Annotated in this window: 12 protein-coding genes; 4 read left to right on the forward strand and 8 right to left on the reverse strand. The window is 41.0% G+C overall.

Annotation, left to right across the window (positions count from 1 at the left end):
* Nucleotides 1-12: 12 nt before the first annotated feature.
* From tyrA to ffh, 6 genes are all read right to left on the reverse strand, one after another.
* Nucleotides 13-1146: a bifunctional chorismate mutase/prephenate dehydrogenase gene (gene tyrA / locus H5163_RS03765; protein ID WP_182734395.1), complete on the reverse strand. Its 1134-nt coding sequence runs from the start codon at nucleotides 1144-1146 to the stop codon at nucleotides 13-15.
* 410 nt (nucleotides 1147-1556) lie between these two features.
* On the reverse strand, nucleotides 1557-1916 hold the full coding sequence (rplS, locus tag H5163_RS03770) for a 50S ribosomal protein L19 (protein WP_002962189.1): 360 nt from the start codon (nucleotides 1914-1916) through the stop codon (nucleotides 1557-1559).
* A gap of 33 nt (nucleotides 1917-1949) precedes the next feature.
* Nucleotides 1950-2717, reverse strand: a complete 768-nt coding sequence (trmD, locus tag H5163_RS03775) for a tRNA (guanosine(37)-N1)-methyltransferase TrmD (RefSeq protein ID WP_145237185.1) — start codon at nucleotides 2715-2717, stop codon at nucleotides 1950-1952.
* Nucleotides 2717-3253 carry a ribosome maturation factor RimM gene (gene rimM, locus H5163_RS03780; protein ID WP_145237188.1) on the reverse strand — a complete coding sequence of 179 codons (537 nt, stop codon included), beginning with the start codon at nucleotides 3251-3253 and terminating at the stop codon, nucleotides 2717-2719. Before rimM ends, trmD begins: the two co-directional genes overlap by 1 nt.
* Nucleotides 3254-3270: 17 nt before the next feature.
* Nucleotides 3271-3519 carry a 30S ribosomal protein S16 gene (gene rpsP, locus H5163_RS03785; RefSeq protein ID WP_145237191.1) on the reverse strand — a complete coding sequence of 83 codons (249 nt, stop codon included), beginning with the start codon at nucleotides 3517-3519 and terminating at the stop codon, nucleotides 3271-3273.
* A 261-nt stretch (nucleotides 3520-3780) separates the two neighbouring features.
* Nucleotides 3781-5160 (reverse strand): signal recognition particle protein, encoded by a 1380-nt coding sequence (gene ffh, locus H5163_RS03790; RefSeq protein ID WP_145237194.1) that lies wholly within the window; start codon nucleotides 5158-5160, stop codon nucleotides 3781-3783.
* A 273-nt stretch (nucleotides 5161-5433) separates the two neighbouring features.
* Between ffh and H5163_RS03795 the strand changes: the two genes are divergently transcribed.
* The 3 genes from H5163_RS03795 to H5163_RS03805 all read left to right on the forward strand — a co-directional run bounded on the left by H5163_RS03795 (nucleotide 5434) and on the right by H5163_RS03805 (nucleotide 8543).
* Complete coding sequence (locus H5163_RS03795) at nucleotides 5434-6240, forward strand: inner membrane protein YpjD (RefSeq protein WP_182734397.1); 807 nt, start codon at nucleotides 5434-5436, stop codon at nucleotides 6238-6240.
* A gap of 61 nt (nucleotides 6241-6301) precedes the next feature.
* Nucleotides 6302-7570: an HlyC/CorC family transporter gene (locus tag H5163_RS03800; protein WP_145237200.1), complete on the forward strand. Its 1269-nt coding sequence runs from the start codon at nucleotides 6302-6304 to the stop codon at nucleotides 7568-7570.
* Nucleotides 7571-7706: 136 nt separating this feature from the next.
* Nucleotides 7707-8543 (forward strand): mechanosensitive ion channel family protein, encoded by an 837-nt coding sequence (locus tag H5163_RS03805; RefSeq protein ID WP_145237203.1) that lies wholly within the window; start codon nucleotides 7707-7709, stop codon nucleotides 8541-8543.
* A 55-nt stretch (nucleotides 8544-8598) separates the two neighbouring features.
* On the opposite strand, the gene H5163_RS03810 is transcribed toward H5163_RS03805, so the two are convergent.
* Both H5163_RS03810 and gshA read right to left on the reverse strand, forming a co-directional pair.
* Nucleotides 8599-9207: a hypothetical protein gene (locus tag H5163_RS03810; RefSeq protein ID WP_145237206.1), complete on the reverse strand. Its 609-nt coding sequence runs from the start codon at nucleotides 9205-9207 to the stop codon at nucleotides 8599-8601.
* A 140-nt stretch (nucleotides 9208-9347) separates the two neighbouring features.
* Nucleotides 9348-10925, reverse strand: coding sequence for a glutamate--cysteine ligase (gene gshA, locus H5163_RS03815; RefSeq protein WP_145237209.1), 1578 nt, complete (start codon nucleotides 10923-10925; stop codon nucleotides 9348-9350).
* A 487-nt stretch (nucleotides 10926-11412) separates the two neighbouring features.
* Here gshA and H5163_RS03820 point away from each other — a divergent pair, with 487 nt between their 5' ends.
* Nucleotides 11413-12960: a PAS domain-containing methyl-accepting chemotaxis protein gene (locus tag H5163_RS03820; RefSeq protein WP_182731099.1), complete on the forward strand. Its 1548-nt coding sequence runs from the start codon at nucleotides 11413-11415 to the stop codon at nucleotides 12958-12960.
* The last annotated feature ends 77 nt before the right edge of the window (nucleotides 12961-13037 follow it).

Consider the following 13037-nt stretch of genomic DNA (forward strand, 5'->3'; position numbering starts at 1 on the left):
ACACAGCGGTTATCAATCAAGTACTTTCGCATCATTGGCTTTGTTTAACAGGCTGCGACTTTGCGTTAAGAAATGCGCAGTAGCATCTGAAAAATATGCTTTTGCATCCGCAAATGAATCAATTAAAGCGGCCTTATCACCCGCTTTTAATTTGGCCAAGGTACTTGCAAACGTGTCTTGGTATTGTGCAAGTAATGGCTCTACGTTATCAAATTGCGCTAGCATGATGTCAGAATAAAGCTCTGGTGATTGTGCGAATAAGCGCCCTACCATCATCAACTCTAATTGGTAAATCGGTGACGAACAACTGCGGAGCTCTTCGAGGGTATGACCTTGTTTTGCTAAAAACTGGCCGTATACAAAAGTGGTTAAATGGCGCATAACCTGAATAATTTGCATAGCTTCATCGTGCTTTTGCGCATCGAGTTCAACAAGTTGACAGCCCCACACTTGCAGTTGCGATAATAAACCTTGGGCAATCTCATGGTTACGGCCTTCGCAAACCACCACTGTTTGCTTTACCCAATGAGAAATATCAGGACCAAACATTGGATGTAAACCGACTACAGGACCGCTATGCACTGCTTTTAATACTTTTAACGGTGCTTGCTTAACTGAAGTAATATCAACTAATAAACAATCATCATCGAGCTTAGGTAAGGCAGTGACCACTGTTTCTAAGGCATTAATTGGCACACTGATCATCACCAGTTTTGCACCCGCTAATATTTCTTGCGCGTTACTTTGCTGTTCTTTGTCGAGTATTCTAACTTCATACCCTGAGCGGATAAATTGCTGAGCAAACAATTGCCCCATAGCGCCTTGACCACCAACAATCACAATAGGTGATAACTGTGGCGCGCTACATGCTAATTTAGCCTGTTGATTTTGGTAAGCTTCGCGCATCATACGGCGTAGGATATCTTCCACCAATTCAGGATTAACACCTTGGTTAATCGCTTCTTGGCGACGAGCAGCTAATAAAGTAGCTTCACGATCAGGCGCATGCAGTGACGCACCCGTTTGTTGTTTGATTGCGCCGATCTGCTCGGTAATACTATTACGTCTAGCCAGCAGTGCAACCAACTGGGCATCACATTCATCGATCCCCTCTCTTAACTTATCTAACTCTTTTATATCCGCCACGCGACTACCACCTTAGAAACTGCAATTTCGTACATTTAAATTTACATAAAAGTAAACTAATCAATACGATAAATACTAACAGGATCGCTTAGTTGTTAAAAGGCTAAATAAGCAAAAGAATGGGATTTGAGTTTTAAGCACTAAGCCATAAGTTATAAGTTGGCCGAGTTGTATTTGATTTATGAGTAATTCTTGGATGGGTATTTTTTTACTGGACCTCTCTGTGCTCTAATCAAGTTATGGTGATCACTTTAACGTTGAGCAATCTTAATCTTTTAACTTTACCCTTTAACCTCACTAGCCTTCTAATTCGATAACTTTACCCTAACTAACTTACTATCTCTAAAAACCAAAACGGGTTGCAGCCCGAAGGTTGCAACCCGTTTTTTTGCGTTGATAAACAGCGCGTATTAGTTAAGTTTTTCTCTAATACGTGCAGATTTACCAGAACGCTCACGTAGATAGTAAAGTTTCGCACGGCGAACTGCACCGCGACGCTTAACTGCTACGCTATCGATAAGAGGGCTGTGCGTTTGGAATACACGCTCAACACCTTCACCGTTCGAAATTTTACGAACTGTGAATGCTGAGTGAAGACCACGGTTACGCTTAGCGATTACAACACCTTCAAAGGCCTGTAGACGCTCTTTAGCACCTTCTTTTACTTTTACCTGTACAACCACTGTATCACCAGGGCCAAATGCAGGTACGTCTGTTTTAAGCTGCTCATCTTCAAGCGCTTTAATAATATTTTGGTTTACTTTTGCCATTATGTTTCTCACTTTCCTAGGTGTAACTGTCTTCTAGCCACAAGCTTTTTGGTACTCTTGCTGAAATTTCGCGAGTAATACCGCTTGCTCCTCAGTCAGAGCTAGGTTATGCAACAAGTCAGGACGGCGTAACCAAGTTCTGCCTAATGACTGCATCAGCCGCCATTTTGCTATCTCTTGGTGGTTTCCGCTGAGTAATACAGCAGGCACCTGTTTGTCGTCCAATGTTTCTGGCCGTGTATAGTGAGGACAATCCAGCAAGCCATCCGAAAATGAGTCTTGCTCTGCTGACTGATTGTGTCCTAATACGCCCGGCACTAATCGCGCTACTGCGTCAATTAATGTCATGGCTGGTAGTTCACCACCACTCAAAATAAAATCACCAATTGACCATTCTTCGTCAACGTATGATTCTATTATTCTCTCGTCTATACCTTCATAGCGACCGGCAATTAAAATCAGTTTTTTAGAGCTTGCGAGTTCGCTTGCCCCTTGCTGATCTAATTTGCGCCCTTGCGGGGACATATAAATTACTTTTGCACCATCGCCTGCCGCCTGTTTGGCGTCAAGAATGGCTTGCTTTAGTGGTTCAACCATCATTAACATACCTGGACCGCCCCCGTAAGGACGATCATCCACGGTCCTATGCTTATCAATAGCATAATCTCGTGGGTTCCAGCAGTTAAAGTCGATCAGACCATTTTTTACTGCTCGACCAGTTACACCTTGCGTTGTAATGGCATCAAACATGTCCGGGAAAAGGCTGATAACCCCTACCCACAACGAACTCGTTTGACTCATTAAAAGCCAGGATCCCAGTCTACTGTAATTTCTTTTACATCGTGCTTAATCTCTTTGATAACTGAATCAGTTAAAAACGGAATTAAACGCTCTGCTTGGCCAAATGCATCTTTATTGTTTGCTTTCACAACCAATACGTCATTTGAGCCTGTCTCCATCAGGTCATCAACTATGCCTAAGTCATAACCTTTATCGGTTACAACAGACATGCCAATGAGATCTCGCCAATAGAACTCACCTTGCGGGAGTTCTGGTAATTGCGCTGCATCCATTGAGATTTCTGCATGGGTATAAGCCATTGCTTCGTCTCGATCGTTTACTTGCGCAAATTTAGCGATAAAGCCTTTGTTGTGGCGACGCCAGTCGACCACTTCTAAGGTCTGCCATTTACCTTGCTGCCCTATCAACCACGGGCTGAAATCGAAGATCCCTATGGGATCATCAGTAAATGAATGTACCTTAAGCCAGCCCTTTATACCATATGGGGCACCGAGCTTTCCTACGACAATTATTGATGAGGTGTTCTCTTGACTCATGGTTACACTTACGCCTATTAAGCCGCTTTACGAGCGTCTTTAACTAACTTATTTACGCGATCTGAAAGAGATGCGCCCTGACCTACCCAGTGTTCTACACGAGATAAATCTAAACGTACTTTTTCTTCTTGACCACTAGCAATTGGGTTAAAAAAGCCTACTTTCTCGATGAAGCGACCGTCACGCGAGAAACGGCTATCCGCAACCACAATTTGATAGAAAGGGCGTTTTTTAGCGCCACCACGTTGCAAACGAATAGTTACCATACCGTCCTCTAAATAGATTGACTGTTTTCATTAATAAGATTTACTCCCCAGTATGGGGAGCTGGGGAATTGTACGAGTTTTTAGCAACAATGCAAGTAAGAAGTGACTCGAAATGACTGTTAAGTTGATTAAACTATGATCTACGCGTTAAATCAGGCTATATAGAACTTTCAACGCATAATTTATCTACAAAAAAAGAGGCTATTTGCCTCTCTTTTTAGTTAACTGACTCGCTACATCAGCATGGCGTCAGTTAAAACATTAAAATTTAGGGCCACCGCCACCCATCATTCCTGGTGGTAACATGCCTTTCATGCCGCGCATCATTTTCATCATGCCGCCTTTACCTTTCATTTTTTTCATCATTTTTTGCATCTGCGTAAACTGTTTTAACAGCTTATTGATCTCTTGTACTTGCGTACCAGAGCCCGCTGCAATACGCTTTTTACGAGAGCCTTTAATGATCTCTGGACGTGCACGCTCTTTTTTCGTCATTGAGCTGATGATCGCTTCCATCTGAATAAAGGTTTTATCACCCATCTGACCTTTCACTGCATCAGGCAGGTTTTGCATACCAGGTAATTTATCAAGCATTGACATCATGCCGCCCATGCTTTTCATTTGCTTTAATTGATCAGCAAAATCATCAAGAGTAAATCCATCACCTTTAAATACTTTTTCAGCAACTTTTGCAGCTTGCTCTTTATCGACTTTCATTTCGACTTCTTCGATCAATGAAAGTACATCCCCCATACCAAGTATACGCGATGCGATACGATCTGGATGGAAAGGCTCAAGCGCATCAGTGCGCTCACCAACACCCATAAACTTAATAGGTTTGCCGGTAATATGACGGATTGATAGTGCAGCACCACCGCGCGCATCACCATCAGTCTTGGTTAGTATCACACCGGTCAGAGGTAATGCTTCATCAAACGCTTTGGCAGTATTGGCAGCATCTTGACCTGTCATGGCATCAACCACAAACAAGGTTTCGATTGGGTTAATAGCATGATGAAGATTTTTAATCTCGTCCATCATGTCATTATCAACATGCAAACGACCTGCGGTATCAACTAATACAACATCGATAAATTTCTTTTTCGCATGAGAAATAGCAGCCTTTGCAATATCAACCGGCTGTTGTGAAATATCACTTGGGAAAAACTCAACACCTACTTCATCGGCCAGTGTTTCCAACTGTTTAATAGCCGCAGGACGATAAACGTCGGCACTGACTACTAATACTGATTTCTTTTTACGTTCTTTTAAAAATTTGGCAAGCTTAGCAACACTGGTCGTTTTACCCGCACCTTGCAGACCCGCCATCATTACAACGGCTGGCGGTTGTGCGTTTAGGCTCAACTCTTCGTTTGCTTCACCCATGGCTTTTTCAAGCTCTTCGCGAACGATTTTAATGAACACTTGCCCAGGACTTAGGCTCTTAGTTACTTCAATACCTACCGCGCGCTCTTTAACTTGTTTAACAAACTCACGAACAACGGGTAAAGCGACGTCGGCTTCTAAAAAAGCCATACGCACTTCGCGTAGTGTATCTTTTATATTGTCTTCAGTAAGGCGTCCACGGCCGCTGATATTCTTTAAGGTTTTACCTAATCGTTCTTGGAGGTTCTCAAACATGTAAAGGTTCCGATCAAACGTGATATACCAATTTCCCAAACAACGTTATTGCCGCAAGTTTAGCACTTACTATTAATAGCGCTGATTTCATATAATCAGTATTAATAAAATTTTAATTAAAAACAGTATACCGTAAATGGTGGCGCACAATACAGTGTTCAAGTGAGCTGTTTGAGTTTCTTTTTACAAACTCTATGCATTTGCCTCACTATAAAATACAATGCCCTTACTCTAACAAGGAATATTTGACTCAAATTGAGTGGCCCAAGCACTATGCTGATTATTAGTTTAACTATTATTGCCAGTTTATTTTATATCTTCGCGACGTCTCACGTGCTGTCTCGGTTATTTCACCAACAAGGTCCGAGCCAAAAGCTGACGGTTATCCTCAGCACGGTGGCAATTTTAGCGCACATGTTATTACTGGTGAATTCAGTGTTTCGCGTCGATGGCCAAGATTTAAGTATTGTTAATGTATCACTATTAACCTGCTGGGTGATTGTGGTCTCTGTCACTACGGTGTCATTAAAATTCCCTGCCACATTATTACTGCCTGTTGTCTATGGCTTTGCTGCTTTGCTAACAATTGCCAGCTTATTTATCCCGCATCATATTTTATTGCAAAGTATTGATGTTGAAATAGGTTTAGTCACTCATATTTCGCTTTCCCTGCTTGCATACTGTGTGTTAATTATTGCCACTTTATATGGCGTACAGTTTTACTTTATTGATAAACGTTTAAAACGAAAAGACTTAGCGATTGTGCATAGCCATTTACCGCCATTAATGGTGGTTGAACGCCAGCTATATCACTTATTAACGCTAGGCACGGTTTTGTTAACCTTAGCGTTATTATCTGGTTTTATTTTTCTTGATGGCATGTTTGCTAGTGAATTTATTCATAAAACTGTTTTATCATTAATTGCTTGGGCTATGTTTGCAACGGTGACAATTGGTCACTTAAAGCAAGGCTGGCGTGGGAAACCGGTCGTACTAGCTATCATGGCTGCTGCTTTTGTTTTAACGCTGGCTTATTTTGGCAGTCGTTTTGTGCAAGAGGTGATCCTGAATAAGTTTTAACTTGACTCAGGCAGCTCACTCCCGCTTAATACGCATTGGTTAAATAAAAAAGGATCCTTCTTTGGACGACATCTCTACAAGTGTTTTGTTTATAATACTTGGAATACTCATACTTTGTTCTGCATATTTTTCTGGTTCTGAAACGGGCATTATGTCAATTAACAGAATCCGCTTACGCCACCTTGCTAAAGAAAATCACCGCGCAGCAAAGCGTGTCAACAAACTTTTGAGCCGTCCTGATAGACTTATTGGCCTTATCCTCATCGGTAATAACTTGGTGAATATTGCTGCCGCGCAGGTTGCAACCATTATCGGTATTCGTTTATATGGTGATTTAGGTATCGCTATTGCCACTGGCGCACTAACTTTAGTAGTGCTTATATTTGCAGAAGTAACGCCTAAAACGCTAGCTGCGCTTTACCCTGAAAAAGTTGCCTTTCCTAGTTCGGTGATACTCAAAGGGTTACTAAAAATTCTCTTTCCATTTGTCGTCGTCGTTAACTGGATGACCAATGGCATATTACGCCTATTTGGTATTAGTGCTGCACAAATAGATGAGCACAGCATGAGTAAAGAAGAATTAAAAACGGTGCTGAATGAATCGGGTGCGCTGATCCCCGCGCGTCACCAAAGTATGTTGACCTCCATTTTAGATTTAGAGCAAGTCACTGTCGAAGATATTATGATCCCGCGCAACGAAATTGTTGCCATTGATATCAATGATGACTGGAAACTAATTAGTAAACAGCTTACCCATGCACAACACACGCGAGTACTTTTATATCGTGACCAAATTGATGATGCGGTAGGCTTTATTCACTCACGGGATGCACTGCGGTTATTAACGAAAGAGCAATTTGATAAACCATCATTGCTTCGCGCAGTTCGTGAGATTTATTTTATTCCTGAAGGTACGTCGCTCAATACTCAGCTATTTAAATTTCAGCAATCAAAAGAGCGTATCGGTTTAGTAGTTGATGAATATGGTGATATTCAAGGATTAGTTACCCTCGAAGATATTCTTGAAGAAGTGGTCGGTGACTTTACCACTACGCAAACACGTACTCCAAGTGAAGAAGTTGTGTCACAAGATGATGGCTCATTTTTAGTTGATGGCGGTGCTAACGTACGCGATCTAAACAAAGAAATGGATTGGGAGTTCCCTCTTGATGGCCCGAAAACATTAAGTGGCTTAATTGTCGAATACTTAGAAGACATTCCTGATGCCAACTTGAGTTTGCGTATTGCAGGCTATCCGATTGAAGTTGTTGAAGTAAAAGAGAACATGATCAAACTGGTGCGCATTCAAGCGAACAAGCGCAAAATATAAGCAATATCTGTAGAGTAACCTATGGTTACTCTACTCCCTCAGCTCATCCCCGCAACAAATTTTTTGTTCATTATTCTCTATAAAGTGTTAATTATTAGGCTATTATATTTGTAACTTTATAGATGTGGAAAATGCAATGGAAGATATCTCTATCGAGACCCTGTACACCAAAGCGATTGAAATGCTAATGACCTATGGCCCTCGATTTTTATTGGCAATCTTTGTTTTAATTGTTGGTTGGTGGTTTGTTGGCCGTATTGCCAGTATGGCTGAAAAATCAATGGCAAAGGTAAAATTTGAAGCCGGATTAAGTCATTTTTTGGTCTCCTTCTTATCGGTTATTTTAAAGTTGCTATTACTGATCTCAGTCGCATCAATGATTGGTATAGAAACAACCTCGTTCATTGCTATGCTCGGTGCTGCAGGCTTAGCGGTCGGTATGGCATTACAAGGCAGCCTAGCGAATTTCGCCGGTGGTGTGCTGATCTTATTTTTTAAACCATTTAAAATTGGTGATGTCATTGAAGCCCAAGGCTATATGGGTAAAGTGGTTGAAATTCAAATATTTGTTACCGTACTACTCACTTATGATAATGAAAAAATTATTATCCCAAATGGTGCACTTTCTAATGGCTGTGTAAAAAACAAGTTTGCAGAACCAACTCGCCGCGTCGATATTGAGTTTGGTATTAGCTACAGTGATGATGTGCTTAAAGCGCGAGAAGTACTAATGGGCGTGTTAAATAGCTACGAGTTAGTACTCAAAGATGAAGCAAAACAACCGGTTGTGCATGTAAGTCAGCATGGCGATAGCCATATCGGCATGTTGGTCTGGGCATGGGTTGATTCTGAAAATTACTGGCCAGTGTATTTTGGTTTATACGAACGCGTTAAAATTGCCTTCGATAAAGAAAATATTACCATTCCATTCCCACAGCGCGATGTACATATTCATCAATTCCCAGGGAAATAAACTAATACTAAAAAGCCCGCTGTGCGGGCTTTTTAAAATCTTGAATCTTGTCAGATCAGCTAAATAACCTTTCTAACCACCCTTTATCTAAATCGTCTTCACAACGTTTAAGCTGAGCCGCATAGCGACTTGCACGATTTTTTACTTTATTAGCCACTGCCATTAACCACTTTTTATTTTTATAGGTGCCGCGTTTATAACCGCCCCAGCCTTCGTGGTAATTTAGGTATTGCGCGTAGGCATCCCATTTCGAAATGCCATTAACTTTATGAGTTTTATAAACAAACCAGCCCATAAAGTCGATAGCGTCATCAAAATCATCGCGATCGGCGCCGCTATTACCCGTTTCACGAATATAATCAGACCAGGTGGGAGTTTTTGCTTGTGAGTAGCCGTAAGCTGAACTTGCTCGCCCTGTGGGAATGACCCACAAAAAGTATTCCATTGGCGGTGCAGCATCGTGTTTAAAGGAGCTTTCTTGATACATCATGCTCATTAGTACATGTTTAGGTGAGCCCCATTTTTCTTGGGCATCTTTTGCGTCATAGTACCAATCGCTTTTTTCTTCAAAAATTTTACATATATCATTAGGTTGCTTTGGAGGGGCTGTTGCGCAACCAGTTAACAGAGCCCCCAGCGATAAAATAATTAAACTATTTTTCATTTTTTTTGTTGCTCGCTGAACTTTTTATAAAAATATAAGTCATATTTTATGAATGCGCAGTTTAGCATTGTTTATCCCTGAAGAATCTTTACGCAGCCAACTTGGGCTGCGTTTTTTTGCCTGCTTACTTAGCTACAAACTTACTTAGTGGCAAAATAATCATCTAAAAATGCATTAAATGTTTGATTATCAGCGGCTTTCAACTCGCGTTCAGCAATAACTGACTGATCTGCTTGTTGTTTTAAATAGCTGTCTGAATACACTTTATATGGCGTATCTTGATGTTGTTGCTGGTAACTTTTTGCCAACGATAAGGCAAAATAACCATTATCAATACCAGACCCTTTCAGTTGACTAACGTAGCGCCCTGAGTATGTTAATTCAGGATCTGCTATCCATTGGCTTAATCGAGTAATCGTTTCGCTGTAATAGCTAACGCCGTAAGCATTATCCATGTAGGCTGCAACTTGTTGTAACTGTGCGAAGATCTCTGCTCCCCACGTTGCTAGACTGCATGAATTACCAGAGCGGTTTAACATCACTTCTAAAGCGCGACCTTGGCTTACAACCGTATCTAAATTTTCGGTGCTCCGCTGTTGCGAATCCCAATCCATTGTTGGAGAATCTTTCAATAAGCAATAAGTCAGAAAAACATCTAGGAAATGAATTTGCTCAATATCAATTCCCGTTGCTGCAAATGGATTTACATCTAGAGCTCGGATTTCAATATACTCAATACCGCCACGTAACAGTGCGTCGGTCGGTGTTTCGCCACTTTTAGCATTGCGCTTAGGACGAATTGGCGAATAAAATTCGTTTTCAATCTGCAATACATTTTTATTCAATTGTTTAGGCTGGGCATCTTTATAATCAGCAAGCTGACCATAAATATCTGACGGTGAATGAATCGCACTTTTTAATCCTGCTACATATTCATCTAGTGAGTTATACAGTACTTTTAGTGATGACTGAGCACTGTTGGTATAACCCAAATTACCTAAGCGCAAAGCTGTACCCACTTCAAGATAAAGCGTACCTTTACCTAATTTTTTAAAAGGAAGATCCGTACTGCGCCCTTGTAAAAATGAATTACACAGCGCTGGCGATGCTCCAAATAAATAACTGATCAGCCATAGTTCTCGCTTGAAGTTACGGATCAGTCCTAAATAACCGGCCGAAATAAACTCTTGTAATGAGCCAGTATCGCCTTTAATCGTTTGTAAGCTCAGCCAAAATGACTCTGGAAACGATATATTAAAGTGCACACCGGCAATCGCTTGCATCATGCTGCCATAACGATTTTTAAGACCTTCGCGGTACAAGGTTTTCATGCGTCCAATATTAGAATCACCAAATTGAGCTAATACAATGTCATCTTGGTGTTCTATAAAACACGGCATACTGATAGGCCATAATAATTCATCGCCCATCTGCGATAGGGTAAACTTTTGTAAGTCTTGTAGCTGATTTAACGTTTCTTCAGCAGATTCACTAACGGGTGTTATAAACTCCAATAAAGACTCAGAAAAATCAGTGGTGATATGCCCGTTAGTTAACGCACAACCAACCCCTTTTGGATGACCTTGCTGTGAAATTACACCATTTGGCTTGATCCGCAACGCTTCTCTTTCAATACCGCGTTGAATGCCTTTAATTGCGTATTTATGCTGTTCTGGGGCTAGCGCTGCTAACGCTTTAGTTAAATCATGTGTAGTCAAAAATGCTTCCTCGAGCCACGTGGCCTAATCCTAAGTCAATGGGGGCAAATTGATAATACTCAAGGTTTAATAATGGCATAACTCTAATTTCCACTATTTACCAAGAAGGTCACCGTATGTTTGTAAAGCAAACTTGCTGCGGGCCGTTAAGCTAACACCCAAATTTTTACTAATCTTGCCATTGTAAGAGCTAATATACAATTGCTTTAATGACACCACTGTTATGCGAGATGCTGACTAATTAATTGTTTACTATCTGCAATCCATCTCTGAGACTTACCGACTTATCAAACTAGAACCATAATATCTATGTATATATTCAGCAATTACACGATTACGAATACAGCTTTTACAAGTTTCTTTGTTCTAGATCACTAAAAAGTTATTTAAGATCAATTTTGCACCTGTGAACACTGAACCTGCTATCATTACGTTTGTATGAACTTTATAATCATCACTAATAATAAAGCATGTTTAAGGACTACCTATGCGTCGGGGTCAGCAGTTAATAAACGAAGAAGTCACCTTTTCAGATCACCAGCAGCTCGTCTCTACTACAGATGTACGTGGAGTGATAACCTATGCGAATAAAGAATTTTGCAATATCGCTGGCTTCAACCTTGAAGAACTCATTGGCAAAAATCATAATATTGTTCGCCACCCAGATATGCCCAAAGCGGCATTTAAAGAAATGTGGGAAAAACTTAAACAAGGCCATTCATGGCGCGGGATGGTAAAGAATCGCTGCAAGGATGGCCGCTATTATTGGGTTGATGCATTTGTTACTCCTATTTTTGAACATGGTCAACTCGTTGGCTATCAATCAGTACGAACAAAACCGAGCGAACAACTAAAACGACGAGCACAAAGCCTATACACTAAAATAAATGCCGGTAAATCGTTGTCTTCTTGGCGTGAATGGGTCGGTGTTCGCCAAAGTGCAGCCCTACTTATTGGCTTAATTGGTTTAGTACTATTAGCAGCTTTTGTATCTATTTCTGTTGCACTGATAACCGCGCTATTTAGTTTACTAATTATGCTATTAAATTATGATGAATTAGTTTTCACACCAGCAGCACTGAAACAGCTCAAGGTAGATAATGATTCTGTATCCCGCTATGTCTATGTCGGCCATTATCCATTTAGTATTAGTGAATATAACCAGCAAATGCTTAATGCTAAATTACGTACCGTATTAGGACGAGTAAAAGATACGACTGTCACGTTTACCGGTATTGCGGCTAATCTAGACCAACAATCAGCATTAACTGAAAAAGGCATTGCCGCACAAGGACAACGCCTTGGCCAAATGGCCACCGCAATGTCACAAATGAGCGCAACCATAGGTGAAATATCGGGCAACACTCATCATACCGCTGAAAAAGTAAATATTACTTACCAAAGCTGCACTGATATAAAACTACACATTGCAGACAATAGTGCCATGGTGTCTGATCTTGCTTTACAAGTTGAACAAGCGGCAAGTACCGCAAATTCCCTTGCAACCGAGGCGGATAAAATAGGTCAAGTAATGACTGAAATCGAAGGCATTGCAGAGCAAACCAATTTGCTGGCATTAAATGCTGCAATTGAAGCCGCGCGTGCTGGTGAACATGGCCGAGGCTTTGCGGTAGTTGCCGATGAAGTGCGTGCATTATCTTCTCGTACTCAACGTGCTACTGCACAAATTCATAGCTCTATTAAAGAAATTCAAGATACCCTGTTTAGCTGGTCCACGGTCATGAAAAACACCAAGGCGCAAGCCGATGAATGTGTAAATACCACCGGACATACCCAAGTTGAACTGGATAGCATCTTCGCGCAAATAAGTGAAATATCGCAACTAGCGACACAAATATCTGCTGCCGCCGAGCAACAACAAACTGTCAGCCTCGATATTAGCGACAACATTACACAAATAAAAGGTTACAGTGACGAGAACTTAACGTTGAGCTTTAATGTCGCTAAAGGTGCTGCACAGCTTGTCGAAGGCTCACGTAAAGTTAACGATATTTTACTGACTTTTAAGGTTTAATTAAGCGCGGCTAAATGATAGGGGTTTATCTTTAATATTTACTTTATAACTTTTTATTCGCAGCGAGTTTAAGGCCA

Origin of the sequence: Pseudoalteromonas sp. SG44-8, from assembly GCF_014164125.1 — a bacterium.
GTDB classification, from domain to species: Bacteria; Pseudomonadota; Gammaproteobacteria; order Enterobacterales; family Alteromonadaceae; genus Pseudoalteromonas; species Pseudoalteromonas rhizosphaerae.